Raw genomic sequence first — 18,056 nt, 5'->3', positions numbered from 1 at the left:
GCGCATTCAGCGAGACGCTGAAAGATTGCGCAAATCGCGGACGGGAGAGGCGCAAATGTCGGCATTTCAGGCCCTTTGGCAGGCGCTGCGACCCGCCATGCCCGCCGCCGCACCGACGGAGGCGATTCGCGCCGGGCTGGGTGCCTTTGTCGGATTGGGCGTCGCGGCACTGCTGATCGCCTCGCCACTGGTGCCGACGGAGGCAGGCCTGTTCCTGATCGCGCCCTTCGGGGCGACCTCGGTCCTGTTGTTCGCTGTTCCCAACAGCCCGCTCGCGCAGCCCTTCTCGGCGATTGCCGGCAACGGCCTGGCCGCGCTGGTCGGCGTCGCGGTCTACCGGCTGGTCCCCGAGGCCGCCCTGCATATCCCGCTAGCGGTGGGGCTGGCGATCCTGCTCACACTGCTCTGCCGGGCGGTCCATCCCCCGGCTGGCGCGGTGGCGATGGTCGCGGTGATGAGCCCCGAGGCAATCGACCGGCTGGGCGTCTGGTTCGTGCTGACCCCGGTGATGAGCGTCACGGTGCTGTTGGTCGCGGTCGCGGCTCTCTATGCCCGGCTGACCGGCCGGCATTACCCGTTCCGCCAGCTACCCGCCCGCGATGAGCCCGCGCCCGACGGTCTGGGCCTCAGTTCTGACGAGCTGACATCGATCCTCGAGCGGTATCAGCAATCGTTCAACCTTGGTGCGGCGGATCTGGCCCGGCTGGTCGGCGCGGCCGAGCGTCAAGCCGCGACCCACCGTCCCGCGCTGGACGATCTGAGCGCCGGGGCGATCATGTCGCGCGATCTGACCACGGTCGAGCCGCAAACGGACGCCGCCGCGCTGGCCGATCTGTTCCGCCGCCACGGCTTCACCTCGATCCCCGTGGTCGAGGGCGAGGGGCGCTTCCTCGGCGTGATCTTCCAGCGCCACCTGATCGGCCGCGCCGCCGAGGATGCGCAGCGGCTGGGGCGCGGCTTCCTGCCCGCGCTGCGCCGGCTGATCGACCCAAGCCGCGAGAAGCCACCGGTGGCCGCCGATTTGATGGCCGTCGCCGGGCCTCGCGCGCAGGCTCAGACGCCGATCCCGGTGCTGCTGACGATGATGGCCGAAGGCGCGACCGATGCCGTTCCGGTCCTGCACGGAACCCGGCTGATCGGCATCGTCACCCGCACCGATCTGATCGCCGCACTGGCCCGACTGGCGCTGGCGGGCGCGCCGTCAGAAATCCCCGCCGATCCCCATTGACACCCCGCGCGGAAACCCGGATGTTCCGCGCATATCACCAGGGGTGTCCCGCAAGGGGCTGAGATGCGCAGGTGGCGCGAACCCTTCACAGCTGATCTGGGTCATGCCAGCGGAGCGAGGTTTCTCATGTTCATAGGCGCGCAAGTGTCGCTGTATCCGATGACGTCCGATTTCGTGGAGGTTATCTTTGCCGGGCTCAAGGGCCTCGATCCCTATCGCGACCAGCTGCGGATCGAGACCGACGACATGTCGACCCTGATGGTCGGCGCGCCCGGCCCGCTTCTGGACGCGATCCGCGACCTGTTCGCCTCGGCCGCCCGCCGGCCCGAGCATGTGACGATGCATGTCACCCTCTCGCGCGGTTGCCCCGGCGAGCCTGACGACCCCTCCTGCCGCTGCGAGACGCTGACCCGCGCGCAGGACCAATCGCTTGCCGTCCGCGGGGCGGAGGCGCGCGAGGCGGTCAAGGGCGCGCCCGTTCTGGGGGTGGAGATCGACGTGCAATTCTCGCTCTATGTGCTGGGTCAGGACCGGCATATGGACGAGATCTACGGCTGCATCGATTTCCTCAAGGAATCCGGCACCTTCTTGAAATCGAAGAACTTCTGCACCCGGCTTCGGGGCGATGCAGGCGCCGTGTTCGAAACCCTGCGTCAGGCTTTCCTGCGCTTCGGCCCCGCCGAGGGGCATGTCACCATCGACCTGACCGCCTCGGCCAACTCGCCCAGCAAACGCTGATCCCCTGCTGATCGCCTGATCTGAAACCGCGTCCCCCTCGGGCGCGGACTGAGGAGCCATGTCCGCTTTCTTCCGCCTTGCCCCTGCCCTTCTGCTGGCCGCGCTCTTGCTGGCCGGATGGGAGGCCTATTGCCGCCTTGCCGAGGTGCCGGCGCTGATCCTGCCGCCCCCCAGCGGGGTGCTGCGCGCGTTGCTGACCGAACGCGAGAGCCTCGGACGGCACGCCCTCAGCACGCTGCAAGTCACGGCGCTGGGGTTCTCGCTGTCCATCGCCTTTGCCTTCGCCACCTCGCTGGCACTGCATTTCGTTCCGTGGCTGCAGCGCGGGTTGATGCCCTTGCTGGTGGCCAGCCAGACCATCCCCCTCGTCGCCCTCGCGCCGCTGATGATCCTGTGGTTCGGCTTCGGCCTGCTGCCCAAGGTGCTGCTGGTCATTCTGGTGACCTTCTTCCCCATCCTGCTGAGCCTGCTGTCGGGTTACAGGGCGGCGGAGGCCGCGCATCTGGACCTGCTGGCCTCGATGGGCGCGGGACAATGGGCCCGGTTCCGGCGGGTGCGCCTGCCCTCGGCGCGGGCGTCGTTCTTCACCGGTCTGCGGATCTCGGCCACCTATGCCATCGTCGCGACGATCTTTGCCGAATACGCGGGCGCCCGCAGCGGGATCGGCATCTTCATTCTGACCGCCAAGAACTCGTTCCGCGCCGATCTGGTGCTGGCCGGGGTCGTCGCCTCGGCCCTGCTGACCTTGGGTCTGCTGGCCCTGATTGCGTTGGTCCAGCGCCTCACTGCCCGCCGCTTTCGCATGGATGTGACCCATGCTGGCGCTTGAGGGCCTGACTGTCCGCACAGGGGACAGCCTGCTGGTCGACGACCTGTCGTTGGAGCTGCACGACGGGCAGGTGACCTGCCTGATCGGCCCCTCCGGCTGCGGGAAAAGTTCGGTGGTGAAATGGCTGGCCGGGGTCTTGGCGCCGGGCCTGCAAGCCGAGGGCTTGGTCCTGCTGGACGGCGCGGCGATGCCCCGCCCCGCCCCCGCGCTGGCCTATCAGCCGCAGCAGGACGCGCTGTTCCCCTGGCTGACCGTGGCGGAGAATGCCGCGCTGGGTCTCAGCCTGCGCGGGCTCTCCGACCGGGCGGCCCGCGCGCAGGTCCGGCCCTATTTCGCCACCTTCGGCCTGTCAGGCTGCGAGGATCTGTTCCCCGACCAGCTGTCCGGCGGGATGCGCCAACGCGCGGCCTTCCTGCGCACCATGGTGCAGGACACCCGCTTCGTTCTGCTGGATGAGCCCTTCTCGGCCCTCGATGCGGTGACACGGATGCGGATGCAGGATTGGCTCTGCGCCCGTCTGGCTGAGGCCCCGCGCGGCGTCTTGATGGTCACCCACGACCTCTTCGAAGCGACGCAGATGGCCGACCGGATCCTCGTGATGTCGGCGCGGCCGGGCCGGATCCTCGCCGATCTGACGCTCGACACCCCCCGACACCTGCGTCGTGACCCGGCGCTGGCCCCGATCCGTCAAACCCTGAAATCCCTGCTACTGGAGGAAGATCCCCATGCGTAACCTGATGGCTGCCGCCCTGCTGCTGCCCGGCCTCACCACCACTGCCCTTGCTCAGGACCATGTCGCCGTGGCGCTGGACTGGACGCTGAACACCAACCACGTCGGCATGGTCGTCGCCCAGGATCGCGGTCTTTACGAGGCCGCCGGGCTTGAGGTCGAGCTGCTGCCCTATTCCGAGACCAGCTCCACCGCCCTTCTGGCCGCGGGGGCGGTGGACTTCGCCTACATGACCTCGCTGGGCTTCCTCAGCGCGCGGGCCGGCGGTGCGGAAATCACCGCCCTTTGGGTCACCATGCAGCACGAGACCGGGCGGCTGGTCTACAACAGCGACAATGCCGAGATCACCCGCCCGGCCGATCTGACCGGCAAGGTCTACGCCGGCTTCGGCAGCCAATGGGAACAGGCGCTGATCTCGACGATGATCGAGACGGACGGCGGCACCCCGGAATGGGACACCGTGACCTTGGGCACCGGCGCCTACGAGGCTCTCGCCACCGGTGCCGTCGATTTCACGCTGGAGGTCGTCACTTGGGAGGGTGTGAACAGCGAGCTTCTGGGCCGCCGCCAATCGGCCTTTGCCTTTGCGGATTACGGCATCCCGGACCAGCAAAGCGGCTATATCGGTGCGCAATCCGCGCTGTTGGAGACCAACCCCGCGCTGATCGAGCGTTTCATGCGCGCCACGCAGGAGGGTTACGCCTGGGCTGCCGACCACCCGCAAGAGGCCGCCGCGCTGATGCTCGCCGCCGGTGATTTCCCCAACCCCGCGCTGGTCGAAGGCTCGATGCAAGCGATCGTCGAGGGCGGTTATCTGCGCGACGGCGACACCCCGGTCGGACAGATCGACCCCGCGCGGATCGCGCGCATGGCGCAGTTCCTGTTCGACAGCGGTGTCCTGCGCGGAGCGGATGGCGCGGCGCTGGCATGGCCAGGCGATATTTCGGATTGGTACGATCAGAGCTGGATGGCCCACTGACCTGCCATCGGGAAAGGACATGAGATCGGGGCGCGCCGGTGGATCGGCCCGCCCTTTGTCTTAGCGGCTGACCGCTTGGATGAATTCCAGCATGTCGGGAGCCAGCGTCTCGTCCGCCGTGCCGATATGCTCGACGATCGAGATGTGGTTATGGCCCATCGCCGTCGCCATCGCCGGCAGGGCGCCGTCGCGGGCAATCAGCCCCTCGACCAGCTGACGCGTTTGCGAGGCGATCAACGCCGGTTCATTCTGCGCCCAGGCCACCATCACCGGCATCGGGCGACCGTCCAGCGCGTTCAGCATCGATTGCGCCGCGCGGTCACCGTTCTCGCCGAAATAGAGCAGATCGCGCATCGGATCGAGGTCGTGGTCCGACAGGTTCGCCGAGGGCATCGAGATCAGGATCGCGCCGACCACGCCGTCATTCTCGGCCTGCAGCTCCTCATGGAAGGCATAATCGCCGACATGGACCGAACCCGCCGAATTGCCGGCGATGACGATCCGCGCAGGATCGCCGCCCGAGGCCGCGATGTTCTCGTGGATCCACGCCAGCGCGCCGGCCACGTCCTCGGCCCCCATGGGGAAGGTGCTTTCGGGCGCATAGCGGTAGTTCATCGCCACCGCGACCACGCCGTGCCGGGCGAACCAGCGGCCGATATTCGCGGCCCCCGCCTTGTCGCCCCGCACGAAGCCGCCGCCATGGACGAACAGCAGGACCGGCAGACCCGTCGCCCCCTCGGGCGCATAGACGTCGAGTCGCTGACGCTCGTGCTCGCCGTAAGCCTGATCGGCGGTGACAGTGAGGCCATCATTCGTCTCAGCGGCGTGCAGCGGGCCGTAGAGCTGCATCGTGCCGCCGACCATCTCGCGCGTCAGCTCATTGCCCAGCCCCGGCAGCGCCGCCGCGATCTCGGGCGTGTTGGCGATCTGGGCATGCACCATCGGCGCGGCGAGCCCGAGGGCCGCCGCAAGGATCATTCGTTTCATGTCATCCTCCCTGAGTGAAACGACTTACAGCTTCAAAAGCGCCGCCGCGTTCCCCTTGCAGACGGCGAGACGTTCCGCGTCCGAGACCGGTGCGGCCTCGATCCATTCGCCCGCTTCCTGCGGCGTCTCGAACGGGTAATCGACGGCAAACAGCACGCGATCCTTGCCCAAGGTGTCCAAGGCACAGCGCAAAGGCGCATCGGCGCAGACGCCCGAGGTCGTGGCCCAGACATTGCGCTGGAAATAGGCCGATGGGGCCATCGACAGTGTCATCGCGCCGCGGTTCGAGATCTCCCACCGGCTGTCCAGACGCCACAGCAGATAGGGCAGCGTCTCGCCCATATGGCCGAGGATCAGCTTGGCGTTGGGGAAGCGGTCGAAGGTGCCCGCGAACACCAGCCGCAGCGCATGGGTCGCGGTCTCGACGGTCCAGGACCAGACCGGGCCCCAGAGCTCGGGGTGGTCGTGATACATCGCCACCTGCTCGGGCGGGTTGTTGGGATGGATGTAGATCGGCACGCCCAGATCGCTGACCCGCTCCCACAGCGGCGCATAGCGGGCGTCATCGAGATAGGTGCCGCCGGTCTGACCGTTGATCATCGCGCCCTGCATCCCGAGGTCACGCACGCAACGCTCGAGCTCGTCCGCGGCGGCCTTCGGGTCCTGCACGGCGAGATGGGCGAAACCGCCGTAACGGGTCGGACGCTTCTGCATTTCCTCGGCGAGGAAGTCATTGACCTGACGGGCTTTCTTCGTGGCGGTCGCCACGGATTTCTCGGCCTGAACACCGGGACCGGCGAGCGACAGGATCGATTTCTCGACGCCGATCACATCCATGGATTCAAGCCGCCGGTCGCCGAAATCCAGCAGCGCCTCGCGCGCCTTGCCGAACAGCGAGGGCGAGATATTGCCGGCGGTCTTCCCGAAGTATTCGAAGAAGTCGGGGTGCATGAAATGCTCTTCGAGAGCGATCTTGGGGGTATGGGTCATGGGTCTGGCTCCGTCAGAGTTCGAAGATCTTCTTCTCGGTCGCGTGCAGGCAGGCGGACGCCCCCTGCGCACCGATCAGGTAATTGTCACAGATGACCGCGAAGACGCGGCCATCATCAAAGCCGGGATGCACGGCGAGGCACATGCCCTCGGCCAAGGGCATCGTCTCGTCGCGCCGGATGAGCGGGCGCTCGACCATCTCGCAACCTTGGCCATGGGCGTAGAGGCGGGTCTCGGGCGGCAGGTCATGGGCCTGCATCCATGCGTCATGCGCGGCGGCGATCTCGGCCGGCTTCGCGCCGGGCTTCATCAGCGAGAGGGTGTGATCCTGCGCCTCCTTCATAAGCGCGAAGGTCGACAGCAGGTGATCGTCGGCCGTCCCCAGCACCATGGTGCGCGCGATCTCCAGATACAGCCCCCCCGGCCCGTTGATCTCGATCAGGATGGCGCGGTGGTCGCCCTTCTGCATCTCGCGCGTCTGGAACGGGCGGTTGAGGAAGCGGCTCGATTGCCCGACCGGAGCCGAGAGGCCCAAAGTGATCCCCTGATCCGAGCCCAGCCTGCGGCCCACGGCCTCGGCATGGTTCGAAACCTCGCGGTCGGTGACGCCGGGGCGGATGAAGTCGCAGACCTCGGCGAAGACCTGATCCTGCAGATGGGCGATCTGGCGGATGAGGGCGATTTCCTCGGGGCTTTTGACCGCCTTCAGCGGATCGAGCGTGTCGGTCGCATCGACCAGATCGAAGCCCTCGGACAGCGCCTTGATCATGCCGTGGGGCATCGCGGAAGGCACCAGCGCGCCGATCCGCTTGCAGCCTTTCAGCGCGTCGAGCAGCAGCGCCGTGTCGTAATCGACGGTGTAGACGATGGAATGGAAGGAGGGCGTGCCCAGAACCCGGCCCACGCCGCGCCACGCGGGATCGCCGGCCTCGGGCGCGCGGTCGGTGCCGAAGGCGCCCATCTCGATCACGGTCATGGGCCGGTCGGCGAAGAACACGACCGTGCGCGGATAGCCGTTGTTGGCGGGCACATCGGTGAACCAGCGGACATAGCCGCCGATCCAATCCTCGCGTGCCTGCATCACCAGCGCATCGAGCCCCAGCTCGGCCATGACGCGGCGGGCGATGGCCCAGCGGCGCTCCATCTCGGCGTCGGAAATCGGGGAATTGGTCTGCATGGGTTACTCCCGGTCCAGACGATGCGTGAGCGCCGCGACCCCGCCCGAGAGATACTCGGCCATATGCGCCGCGACGACCGGCAGGGCCTGTTCGTGGTAGGTGTCGGAAAAGCCGCCGATATGCGGCGTGACGATGCAGCGCGGGGCGTGCCAGAACGGGCTGTCCTTGGGCAAAGGCTCCTGCGCGAAGACATCGAGCGAGGCACCGCCGATCCGCCCCTCGGTCAGCGCGGCCAGAAGCGCCTGCTCATCGACGCAGCCCCCGCGCGAGAGGTTGACCAGATAGCCCGTGGGCTTCATCGCGCCGATCGCCTCGGGGCCGATGATGTGATGGGTCGCGGGGCTGTAAGGCACCAGAACCACGGTGAAATCGGCCTCGGCCATCGCTGTCGGCAGATCGGCGCGGCGGTGGATGCGGTCGAAGCCCGCCACCTCGGCCCGACCGTCCGAGACGCCGGTGACCCGCATCCCGAAGGGGCGCGCGACCTTGGCCAAGGTCTCGGCAATCGCGCCGAGGCCGATGATGCAGAGCGTCTTGCCCATCAAGAGCGACTGCTTGCGCCGGTCCCAGACACCCGCCTTCTGGTTCGCCAGCATAGCCGGGAAATCGCGCGCCAGAGCCATCATCGACAGGATCGCCAGTTCGGACATCTGCGGCCCGTGGATGCCGCCGCAATTGGTCAGCGCGACGCCTTTAAGGCCGGGGTTCGTCAGAAGGTTGTCGATGCCCGTGGTCAACGCCTGCACCCAGTCGAGCCCCTTGGCCGCGGCAATCGCCGGCGCCGGGATGAAGGGCGCGAGGCCGATGATCACCTTCGCCTCGGGCGCCAGAGCAACCGCCTCGGCGGGGTCGTTGGTGGCGAGATACTCGGCCTCCGGCAGCCGGGCCGCCAATTCGCGCGCGTAGAACGGCGCCTCGCTGTCGAAGATCAGAACCTTGGGTTTCATCAATACAGGACCTCGGGCAGCCAGAGCGTCAGGGGCGGGAAGGCGAGGATCAGCACCACGAGGATCAGCGGTGCGATCAGATAGGGCAGGATACCCCGGTAGAGCGCGGCCATCGGCATGTCGGGCACCTGCGCGCGGATGATGAACAGGTTCATGCCGACGGGGGGCGTGATCAGGCCGAGTTCCACAAGGATCGCCACCAGCACCCCGAACAGGATCGGGTCGAAGCCGTAGCCCGTGAGCACCGGCAGGAAGACGGGGACAGTGATCAGGACCATGCCGATGCCCTCGAGGAAGCAGCCCATGACGATGTAGATCACGATGATCAGCGCCATGACTAGCGCGGGCGAGAGGTTCGCCTCTTGCGCCAGCGCGAGCAGGGTCACCGGCAGGCGGGTCTGGACGATGAATTGCGAGAACAGCGTGGCGCCGAGGATGATCATGAACAGCGCGCAGCTGACGATGACCGAGGTCTGCACTGCCTTGACCAGCCCCTGCAGGCTGAGCGAGCGGCGCAATGTGCCCAGCACGATGGCCCCGAAAGCGCCGATGCTGGCGGCCTCGTTGGGGCTGAAAATGCCCGCATAGATGCCGCCGATGGTCAGGCCGAAGAGCAGCGCGAATTGCCAGGCGTGGCGCAGGGCGAGGAGGCGCTCCATGAAGGACGCCGCCGCTTCGCGCGGGGTCGAGCCGTCGCGGCGGGCGACGATAAGGGCGACGGCGATATAGATCAGCATCAGCACGATGCCGGGGAACAAGGCGGCGGCGAAAAGGCGGGCCACCGATTGCTCGGCGATGGAGGCGTAGATCACGAGGATGATCGAGGGCGGGATCAGAATGCCCAGCGAGCCGCCGGCGGCGATGGAGCCCGCGGCGAAGCCGTCGTCATAGCCAGCTTTGCGCATCTCGGGCAGCGCGATGCGGGTCATCGAGGCGGCGGTTGCCACCGACGAGCCGCAGATCGCCCCGAAGGCCCCCGAGGCCGCGAGCGAGGCCACCGCCAGCCCGCCCCTCACGCCCGAGAGCATGACGCGGGCGGCGCGGAACAGCTCGGCCGACATGCGGGAATTGGACGCGACCTCGCCCATCAGCACGAAGAGCGGGATGACCGAGAGGTTGTAGTTGGACGCCGTGTCGAAGAACACCGTCCCTGCCACGTATTGCGCCATGCCGAGGCTGTTCAGCAGGATGTTCCCGACAATCCCGGTGATCGCCAGCGCCAGCCAGACGGGTTGGCGCAGGAACAGCATTACGAACATCACGCCGATGCCCGAAAGCCCGAGGGCGAAGGCGCTCATTCCGAGCCCTCCCGCCAATAGGAGAGGACCTGCACGAAGGCGGCCCAGAGGATGCCCAGCACCCCCAAGGCCAGCACCGCCCACATAGCCCATTGCGGGATGCCCAGCTCCAGCGAGCGGTCGCCATAGCGCCAGGCGTTGCGGGCGGGGTCGACGGCGGACCAGGCGAAGAACAGCATGACGGCCATCGTCAGCAGGGCCGCGAGCGAGGCGAGGACCCGGACCGCGCGGCGGCCGAGGATTTCGTCGAGGATGTCGATGACGATCTCGCCGCGGTTGGCCAGTACCGGCGCAAAGCCGAAGGCGACCATGATCAGCAAAAGGATCGACACGGCGTCATAGGCGCCCCGCACCGGCGTGTTGAAAGCGGCGCGCAGGATCACGTCGCCGGTCACCACCAGCATCATCAGGACCAGCGCGCCCGAGGCGATCCACAGGAAGAGCTGGCTCAGGCGTGAGGTGGGTCTGGACCCGGAGGGGCTGTTCATTCGAAATTCCTCGAAGGATGGCGAATAGCGGCCCGCCCGCGCCTGAGCGGGCCGCTACCCTCTTACTCGGTATAGGCGTCGACGAAGGCCTGCGCCTGGCCGCCGACGGTTTCGACCGCCTGCGACACGATCCCCGAGAAGGCCTCGGTCAGGCTGCCGACCTGTTCGTCGGACAGCGTGACGATATTGACGCCCGCATCGACCATGTACTGACGGCCGGCGGTCTCGCCCTCGTCCCAGCGCGCGCCGTACCATTGGGCACGGTCCGGGCCGGTGGTGGCATCGACGGCGGCCTGCTGCTCGGGCGTCAGGCGGTCATAGGCCGCGTCGCCCATCACCAGCGCGAAGGTGGCCGAGGCGAGGCCGGGCTCCATCGAGTATTGCGTCACCGGCGCGAGGTCGAAGGCCTGCGTCGCCTCGAAGGGGAAGGATGCGCCGTCGACGATGCCGCGGCTCATCGCATCCGCCGATTCCGCCGGCGGCACCGGCACGGGCGAGGCGCCCATGGCCTCGATGATTTGCTGCCAGATCGTGCCCGCGTAACGGATGCGCAGGCCGCTCAGGTTCGACAGATCGGACGGGTCGGCGCTGGTCAGGTGGATCTTCAGGGGCGGCGTGACGGCCATCCACAGGATATGCGTGCCCTCATGCTCGGCCGCGAGGTAGTCGGGCGCGAGTTCGGTCAGCCGACGCGAGGTGATCGCGCTGTCCAAACCGGCGGACGGGTGGGTCAGCGGCAGGCCCGCGAGTTCGGTCATCGGGAACCGGCCCGGCGTCGCGCCGTGCAGGATGATGGCGATATCCGCACCGCCCGAGCGTACGAGGTCGAACTGGCGCGGGGGCGGCCCAAGCTGCCCGGCCGGGAAGATCTCGACCTGCAGCTCGCCATTGGTGGCTTCGCTGAGTTCCTCGCCCCAGGCTTCGATGGCGCGGTTGAAGGTGTGGTTGGGTGGCAGGAAGCTGGAAACGCGCAGGGTCTCGGCCGAGGCCATGCCGCTCCATCCCGTCGACAGCGCCGCAATCGCGGCCAGCGTGGTGGTCATCAGTCTCATGTCGTCACTCCCCTGTTTGACATGGTCTGGGTGTGGCGCCGCCGGTTCCCGCCGCCGGTCGCCCTGTCATTCTCCCTCAAGGCCGCGCCTCAGAACGCGACCTGATCTCCGCCTTTCAGCGCGAGGATCTCGCGCGCCTCGTCGGGCGTCGCGATGGCGTGGCCGAGGTCTTCGACCAGACGGCGCACCTTGGCGACCTGCTGGGCGTTCGACTCCGCCAGCTCGCCGCGCGAAATGAAGAGGCTGTCTTCCAGACCGACGCGCACATGCCCGCCCATCTGACTGGCCGTGACCGCCAGCGGGATCTGCGCCGCCCCCGCGGCCAGCACCGACCAGCGGTATTGATCGCCGAACAGCTTGTCGGCGGTGCGCTTCAGGAACACGAGGTTTTCGACATCCGCGCCGATCCCGCCGAGGATCCCCAGCACGAACTGCAGGAAGATCGGCGCTTTGAAGTGGCCCTGATCCATCATGAACTTCAGGTTATAGAGGTGGCCCACATCGTAGATCTCGTGCTCGAACTTGATCTTGTGCGGGGCCAGCGTTTCGGCCGCTTCCTTGATATCTTTGAAGGTATTGCGGAAAATGTTGCCCTCGGAGCCGGCGACATAGTCCTTCTCCCAGTCGAATTTCCAATCGGTGTAGCGCGCGGCCAAACCGTGGAAGCTGAAGTTCAACGAGCCCATGTTCATCGAGCACATCTCGGGCGAGAAGGTCTTCGCCGGCGCGATGCGCTGCTGGATCGAAGCCGTCAGCGAACCGCCGGTCGAGATGTTCACCACGGCATTCGTGGCCTGCTTGATGCGCTGAAGGAAGGGCGCGAAATCGTCCGGGTTGATCGAGGGCGCGCCGGTCTGAGGGTTGCGGGCGTGCAGGTGCAGGATCGAGGCCCCGGCCTCGGCCGCCGCGATCGCCTGTTCGGCGATCTGGTCGTAGGTATAGGGCAGCGCGTCCGACATGGTGGGCGTGTGGATCGCCCCGGTGACGGCGCAGGTGATGATGGTCTTGGGTTTGCGGGCCAACTCAGGCCTCCTTCTTGGCAAGGCCGCTCACGCGTCGGCTGAGCGGGAAGAGTTCGACACCCCAGCGGTCGCGCAGGAACCCCCAGAGGCCGCGCGGGGCAAAGAGCATGATGACGATCGCCACGATGCCGAGCGCGATCAGGTAAACCGTGCCGAGATCGGCCAGCGTCTCGCGCAGGGCGAAGAACACCAGCGTCCCGAGGATCGGGCCCTCCAGCGTGCCGATCCCGCCGATCACGACGATGAAGATGACGAAGGCGGTCCAGTCATTGGCGCTGAAGGCCGCATCGGGCGAGATGCGCAGCTTCTGCAGGAAGATCAGCGCGCCGATCAGTGCCGTCAGGCCCGAGACCAGGACATAGACGGTGAACTTGGTGCGCCAGATGTCGATGCCGAGCGAGCGCGCCGCGAGCTCGTTGTCGCGGATCGCGGTCAGCGCGACGCCTTGGCGCGAGCGCAGAAGCCAGACCACCGCGCCGATCACCAGCGACACCGCCCCCAGCGCCAGCCACCAGGCCACGGCCTCGCGCGCGTCGCGGCCATCGGCAAGCGAGCGGACGATATTGGGCGAGAGCGAGGTGCCAGAGCCGCCGCCGAGCGCGGAGACCTGCGCGAAGGACAGCCGGAAGACCTCGGCCACGACCCAGGTGCCGATGGCGAAATAGGCGCCCCGCAGGCGGAAGATCAGCACCGCGACCGGGGCCGAGATCACGAAGCCCGCCAGCACCACCAAGGGCAGCGCGGCATAGGGATGCAGCCCCGCCAGCATGGTCAGCGCGAAGAACAGATAGCCGCCGAAACCGACATAGGCCTGCTGGCCCACCGAGACGAGGCCGGCATAGCCCGCGAGCAGGTTCCACAGCACGGCCAGCGACATGTAGAGCGCGATCTCGCCCATCAGCCGCAGATCGGCCCGTCCCGCCCACCAGGGCGCGGCGATCAGCAGCAGGACAATGGGCACCAGCAGGATCAGCCAGGCGGTCGAGAGGCGGGTGCGGCGTGTGACGATGAGGGTCATCCGTCGATCCTCGGGAACAGGCCGCGCGGACGCAGGGCCAGAATGATCAGGAAGACGATATGTCCGGCGAGGATCTGGTAGCCTGGGTCGATCTTCGCCCCGAGTGTTTGCGCGACGCCGAGGATCACCCCGCCCGCCAGCGTGCCCCAGAGGTTGCCGAGCCCGCCGATGATCACCGCCTCGAAGCCGAAGATCAGCCGCGCGCCGCCCGCCGCCGGGTCGAAGGCCGTGCGGATGCCGAGGAACACGCCGGCGAGTGCCGTGACCGCCAGCGACAGGGCCATCGCCAGTCCAAAGACATGCGCGCGATTGAGCCCCATCAGCTGCGCCACGTCTTGCCGGTCCGAGGTCGCCCGGAAGGCCCGCCCCAAGGCGGTGCGGTAGAACATCCATTGCAGCGCGGCGATCACCACGACGGCGGTGATGAAGACCAGCACCGGCATCACCCCGACCGCGACGGGCCCGAGGTTGACCGATGCCGTCTCGATCGTGCCGGCCTGCAGGTTCTGCGGATCGGCGGAATAGCCCATCAGCAGCACGTTCTGCAGGATCACCGAAAGGCCGAAGGTGACCAAGAGCGGCGGCAGCAGGTCCTCGCCCATCGTGCGGTTCAGGATGAGCCGCTGCAGCGCATAGCCGATGAGCGCCATGCTCGGCACCACCAGCAGCAGGGCGACCAGCGGGTTCAGCCCTAGACTGACCCCGAAGCTGAGAGCGACATAGGCCGACAGCACGATCAGATCGCCATGCGCGATGTTGACGAGGCGCATCACCCCGAAGATCAGGGACAGCCCCGCCGCGAACAGGGCATAAAGCCCGCCCAGCAGCGTCCCCTGAAGAATGGCGTTGAGCCAATCCATGCGTCAGACTCCGAAATAGGCGCGGGTAATCTCCTCGCGCGGGACGGATTGCGATTGGCCTTCCAGCGAGACCCGGCCCTCCTGCAGGCAATAGACCCGCTGCGAGACCGAGAGCGCCTTGGCGATGTCCTGCTCGACGATCATCGCCGTCAGCCCCTCGCCGACGATGCCCGGCAGGGCCTCGTAGATCTGGCGGATGATGACCGGGGCGAGGCCGAGGCTGATCTCGTCCATCAGCACCAGTTCCGGGTTCGCCATCAGCGCCCGGCCGATGGCGACCATCTGCTGCTGGCCCCCGGACAGCGAGGTCGATTGCTGGTGGCGGCGTTCCTTGAGGATCGGGAACAGCTCGTAGACGCGCGGCAAGGACCACGGCCCCTTGCGCCCCAACTGCCCGCCGATGATCAGGTTTTCCTCGACGCTGAGCGAGGGGAACAGGAGCCGCCCCTCGGGCACCAGCGCGATCCCGAGGGCCGCGACCTGATCGGCCCGCAGCGCGCCGATGGCTTGGCCTTTCCAGCGGATCGCCTCGGGGGCGTTGCGCAAAAGGCCGGCGATGGAGCGCAGCATGGTCGTCTTGCCCGCGCCATTCGCGCCGATCACGGCCACGACCTCGCCGGGTTCGACTTTCAGGTTCACGCCATAGAGCGCCTGAAAATCCCCGTAATGCGCGTTCAGCGCCTGAAGGCTCAGAAGGGCGTCAGGCATCGGCTTCGATCCCCAGATAGATTTCCTTCACTTCGCGCGATTGCATGATCGCATGGGGCTCGCCCTCGGCGATCTTGCGGCCGAAATCGATGACCATCAGGCGGCTGACCACGGCCAGCAGCGCGTGCACGACATGCTCGATCCAGACGATCGACACGCCGGTCGCATGCACATCGCGGATGGTCTGGATCAGCGATTGGCATTCGTGCTCCGTGAGACCCCCGGCGATCTCGTCGAGCAGGATCACCCGGGGCTTCGCACAGAGCGCACGGCTGAGTTCCAGCCGCTTGCGCTCCAGAAGCGTCAGCCCGCCCGCCTGCACGTTGGACTTGGCGACGAGCCCGGTGCGATCGAGCACATCGAGGCAATGCGCCTCGGCCGCACGACCGGAAAGGCCCGCGCCCTGCGTCGCGGCAACATAGGCATTCTCGAACACCGTCATATGCGCGAAGGGCTGCGGCACCTGAAAGCTGCGGGCGATGCCGGCGCGGCAGCGTTTCGCCGCCGACCAGCCGGTGATGTCCTGCCCGTCCAGGCGGATGGACCCCGCATCCGTCGACAAAGTGCCGGTCACGAGGTTGAACATCGAGGTCTTGCCCGCGCCATTGGGCCCGAGCACCCCCAGCGCCTCGCCGGGCTGCAGCGACCACGACTGGTCGTCCGCCACCACGACGGCGCCGAAAGCCTTCTTCACGCCCTGAAGTTCAAGGATCGGAGACATGGTCTCTCCCGCAGGTTCGGGGCCGCCGCCAACCGGCAGCCCCCACTGATCTCACGCCAGCAGCATCAGCTCGCCGGTCGTGGGGATTTCGGGCGCGGTGGCATTGGCGACGATCTTCAGATCGATGCCGTCGCCCTCGCGCTGCCACTGACCGGCGACCAGCGGGGTCTTGGTGACATTCGGCACCGGCCCGTTCGCCCAGTTCACCGGCCCGACGATGGTGTTCATGTCGGTGGCGGCGATGGCGGCGATGATCGCCTCGGGGTCTTCCAGATCCTCGGCCCGGGCGATGACGTCGGCCACGACCTCGAACAGCGCGTGTTTGAAGCCGATGGGTTGGGTCCAGGGCCGCCCCGTCGCCTGGCTGTAGCCACCGGCCAGATCGCCAGCCGAGGCCCCGGTCAGCGAGGACGAGAAAGGATGCGAGGGCGACCACCAGACCTCGGACGACAGGCCAATGCCCCGGTCGCCGAGCCCCTGAATGACCGAGGGGAACAAAAGCGCCTTGCCGATGGTGACGATCTTCGGATTGAAGCCCTGCTGCGCGGCCTGGCTCCAGAAGGTACCGAAGTCGGGCGGGATCATGTTGCCGGTGACGATCTCGCAACCCGCTTCCTTGAAGGCGTTGATGTAGTTCGAGAAATCATCGGTCATCGGCTGGTAGCGACCGGGATCGACCAGATCGTATCCCGCGGCGGCCAGCGGCGTCGGCAGGCCCAGTTCGGGATGGCCCCAAGCGTTGCCGTCGGCGTCGTTCGGGAACAGCCCGCCCACCTTCTTCGCCACGCCCGAGCCGTCCCACATCGCGAGGAAGGCGCCGATCACGTCCTCCAGCCCCCAGAAGAAGTGGTAGGTGCTCAGGAAGCCTTCGGCCGGATTGCCGCCGCGGCCGAAGAAATACGGCTGCCACGGACAGTCAGTGGTGATGCAGGGCACCTCGTTGATCTCGGCCTGATCCGAGACCGGGTTCACGGTGTCGGGGGTCGAGGCGGCGACGATGATGTCGACTTCGTCGGACAGGATCAGCTCGCTGGCGACTTCCGCCGCGCGGTTCGGGTTCGACTGGCTGTCCTTCGAGATGATCTCGATCTGCCAGCTGCGCCCGTTGTTCTCGATCCCCGCGCCGAAACGCTCGGTGATCGCCTGCAGGATATAGTCATCGGCTTCGGCGAAACCCGCGAGCGGGCCGGTGCGGGGGCTCACGTGCCCCACCTTGATCGTCGGCGTCTGCGCATAGGCGCGGGTCGCCCGCAGGATCGCGGGGGCCGCCAGCAGCGCCGAGGTTCCGGTCAGAAAGTTGCGTCTGTTCAGGGTCTTCATCGTCTCGTCCTCCCCAGTTCGAGATGTTGAAAAGCGTCAGTCGTCCAGAATCGTGTCCAGTTTCTTCAGATGCGTGGTGACCCGGTTGCGGACCTTGGCGGCCTGCTCGGGTGTCCAGGTACGGAACCCCTCGCCCGACTTCATGCCGAGCTTGCCGTCGGCTACGAGTTGCTGAAGGTAGGGCGAGGGGCCCTGGCGGTTCTCGAGGTCGGCCAGAACCGTTTCGTGGATGGCGAGCGTCAGATCCGTGCCCACCAGATCGGCGTTCTCCAGCGGGCCCAGCACCGACAGCCGCCGCCCGAAGCAGGATTTCACCACGGTATCCACGGATTCCGCGTCGCAGATCCCGCGCTCGACAAGGCTCACCGCCTCGCGCCAGAGCGCATGCTGCAAGCGGTTGCCAATGAAGCCCGGCACGTCCTTGTCGACGCGCACCGGGGTCTTTCCGGCCTCGGCCAGCAGCGCCATCATCGTGGCCATGGCGGGCTCGGCCGTCCATTCGGTGCGGATGACCTCAACGAGCGGGATCATGTGCGGCGGGTTCCACCAATGCGTCCCCAGCGCGCGGTCGCGGTGCTTCAGGCCCTGCATGATCTCGGTGATCGGCATGACCGAGGTGTTCGACGCCAGAATGCAATCGCGCGGCGCATGAGCCTCGATCTCGGCGAAGATCGACTGTTTCAGCGCCATCTTCTCGGGCGCGGCCTCGAAGACCGCATGCGCCTTCGCCACGGTCGAGGCGAGGGTTTCATGCACCTCGATCCTCGACAGGGCGGCGGCGATGGTGGCCTCGTCATGACCCATGAGCGTCATCGACTCGCGCACGCGGGCGGGCAAGGCGGCCCGCGCCTCGGCCATGGGATCGGTGATCGCGACGCGCAGCCCCGCGCGCGCCATGACCAGGGCGATGCCATGGCCCATGAGCCCCGCGCCGATCACCCCGATGATACGGTCCTGCGTCAT

At 67.2% G+C, this 18,056-nt stretch carries 19 protein-coding genes and 1 riboswitch; of the genes, 5 read left to right on the top strand and 14 right to left on the bottom strand.

Going from position 1 to position 18,056, the window contains the following annotated elements; all coding sequences use genetic code 11:
* The first annotated feature begins 55 nt into the window (after positions 1-55).
* The 5 genes from BCY78_RS09845 to BCY78_RS09825 all read left to right on the top strand — a co-directional run bounded on the left by BCY78_RS09845 (position 56) and on the right by BCY78_RS09825 (position 4,504).
* Positions 56-1,228 carry an HPP family protein gene (locus BCY78_RS09845; RefSeq protein WP_068300849.1) on the top strand — a complete coding sequence of 391 codons (1,173 nt, stop codon included), beginning with the start codon at positions 56-58 and terminating at the stop codon, positions 1,226-1,228.
* Positions 1,229-1,257: 29 nt separating this feature from the next.
* Positions 1,258-1,363: riboswitch (TPP riboswitch) on the top strand.
* Positions 1,355-1,966 (top strand): YkoF family thiamine/hydroxymethylpyrimidine-binding protein, encoded by a 612-nt coding sequence (locus tag BCY78_RS09840; protein WP_068300847.1) that lies wholly within the window; start codon positions 1,355-1,357, stop codon positions 1,964-1,966. It overlaps the preceding riboswitch by 9 nt.
* Positions 1,967-2,024: 58 nt before the next feature.
* Positions 2,025-2,795, top strand: a complete 771-nt coding sequence (locus tag BCY78_RS09835) for an ABC transporter permease (protein ID WP_068300845.1) — start codon at positions 2,025-2,027, stop codon at positions 2,793-2,795.
* The gene (locus BCY78_RS09830; RefSeq protein WP_068300844.1) at positions 2,782-3,528 is read left to right on the top strand and encodes an ABC transporter ATP-binding protein; all 747 of its coding nucleotides are present in this window, start codon (positions 2,782-2,784) and stop codon (positions 3,526-3,528) included. Before BCY78_RS09835 ends, BCY78_RS09830 begins: the two co-directional genes overlap by 14 nt.
* Positions 3,521-4,504: an ABC transporter substrate-binding protein gene (locus BCY78_RS09825; protein ID WP_068300841.1), complete on the top strand. Its 984-nt coding sequence runs from the start codon at positions 3,521-3,523 to the stop codon at positions 4,502-4,504. The genes BCY78_RS09830 and BCY78_RS09825 overlap by 8 nt, the downstream gene beginning before the upstream one ends.
* Before the next feature lie 60 nt (positions 4,505-4,564).
* Here BCY78_RS09825 and BCY78_RS09820 read toward each other — a convergent pair whose 3' ends face one another.
* The 14 genes from BCY78_RS09820 to BCY78_RS09755 form a co-directional block, all read right to left on the bottom strand.
* Positions 4,565-5,491, bottom strand: coding sequence for an alpha/beta hydrolase (locus BCY78_RS09820; RefSeq protein WP_083194938.1), 927 nt, complete (start codon positions 5,489-5,491; stop codon positions 4,565-4,567).
* Positions 5,492-5,515: 24 nt separating this feature from the next.
* On the bottom strand, positions 5,516-6,481 hold the full coding sequence (locus BCY78_RS09815) for an amidohydrolase family protein (RefSeq protein ID WP_068300837.1): 966 nt from the start codon (positions 6,479-6,481) through the stop codon (positions 5,516-5,518).
* A gap of 13 nt (positions 6,482-6,494) precedes the next feature.
* Positions 6,495-7,658 carry a M24 family metallopeptidase gene (locus BCY78_RS09810; protein ID WP_068300836.1) on the bottom strand — a complete coding sequence of 388 codons (1,164 nt, stop codon included), beginning with the start codon at positions 7,656-7,658 and terminating at the stop codon, positions 6,495-6,497.
* Between the two features lie 3 nt (positions 7,659-7,661).
* On the bottom strand, positions 7,662-8,606 hold the full coding sequence (locus tag BCY78_RS09805; protein ID WP_068300835.1) for a D-2-hydroxyacid dehydrogenase: 945 nt from the start codon (positions 8,604-8,606) through the stop codon (positions 7,662-7,664).
* A complete protein-coding gene (locus BCY78_RS09800; RefSeq protein WP_068300833.1) occupies positions 8,606-9,904 on the bottom strand; it encodes a TRAP transporter large permease in 1,299 nt (432 codons plus the stop codon). Before BCY78_RS09800 ends, BCY78_RS09805 begins: the two co-directional genes overlap by 1 nt.
* Positions 9,901-10,392, bottom strand: a complete 492-nt coding sequence (locus tag BCY78_RS09795) for a TRAP transporter small permease (RefSeq protein ID WP_068300831.1) — start codon at positions 10,390-10,392, stop codon at positions 9,901-9,903. The genes BCY78_RS09800 and BCY78_RS09795 overlap by 4 nt, the downstream gene beginning before the upstream one ends.
* A gap of 62 nt (positions 10,393-10,454) precedes the next feature.
* Entirely contained in the window at positions 10,455-11,444 is a 990-nt protein-coding gene (locus tag BCY78_RS09790) for a TRAP transporter substrate-binding protein (protein ID WP_083194937.1), read from the bottom strand.
* 89 nt (positions 11,445-11,533) lie between these two features.
* A complete protein-coding gene (locus BCY78_RS09785) occupies positions 11,534-12,466 on the bottom strand; it encodes a 3-keto-5-aminohexanoate cleavage protein (protein ID WP_068300829.1) in 933 nt (310 codons plus the stop codon).
* A 1-nt stretch (position 12,467) separates the two neighbouring features.
* The gene (locus BCY78_RS09780; protein WP_068300827.1) at positions 12,468-13,484 is read right to left on the bottom strand and encodes a branched-chain amino acid ABC transporter permease; all 1,017 of its coding nucleotides are present in this window, start codon (positions 13,482-13,484) and stop codon (positions 12,468-12,470) included.
* Positions 13,481-14,344, bottom strand: coding sequence for a branched-chain amino acid ABC transporter permease (locus BCY78_RS09775; protein ID WP_068300825.1), 864 nt, complete (start codon positions 14,342-14,344; stop codon positions 13,481-13,483). Before BCY78_RS09775 ends, BCY78_RS09780 begins: the two co-directional genes overlap by 4 nt.
* Before the next feature lie 3 nt (positions 14,345-14,347).
* Positions 14,348-15,052 (bottom strand): ABC transporter ATP-binding protein, encoded by a 705-nt coding sequence (locus BCY78_RS09770; RefSeq protein ID WP_068300823.1) that lies wholly within the window; start codon positions 15,050-15,052, stop codon positions 14,348-14,350.
* A complete protein-coding gene (locus tag BCY78_RS09765) occupies positions 15,045-15,773 on the bottom strand; it encodes an ABC transporter ATP-binding protein (protein WP_068300822.1) in 729 nt (242 codons plus the stop codon). The genes BCY78_RS09770 and BCY78_RS09765 overlap by 8 nt, the downstream gene beginning before the upstream one ends.
* Positions 15,774-15,824: 51 nt before the next feature.
* Positions 15,825-17,093, bottom strand: coding sequence for an ABC transporter substrate-binding protein (locus BCY78_RS09760; RefSeq protein ID WP_068300820.1), 1,269 nt, complete (start codon positions 17,091-17,093; stop codon positions 15,825-15,827).
* Between the two features lie 36 nt (positions 17,094-17,129).
* Positions 17,130-18,056 carry a 3-hydroxyacyl-CoA dehydrogenase family protein gene (locus tag BCY78_RS09755; RefSeq protein WP_068300818.1) on the bottom strand — a complete coding sequence of 309 codons (927 nt, stop codon included), beginning with the start codon at positions 18,054-18,056 and terminating at the stop codon, positions 17,130-17,132.

Origin of the sequence: Pararhodobacter sp. CCB-MM2 (genome assembly GCF_001691415.1) — a bacterium.
Classification (GTDB): Bacteria; Pseudomonadota; Alphaproteobacteria; order Rhodobacterales; family Rhodobacteraceae; genus Pararhodobacter.
Note: the sequence above shows the minus strand (reverse complement) of the source record. Positions and strands in the feature narration are given on the sequence as shown.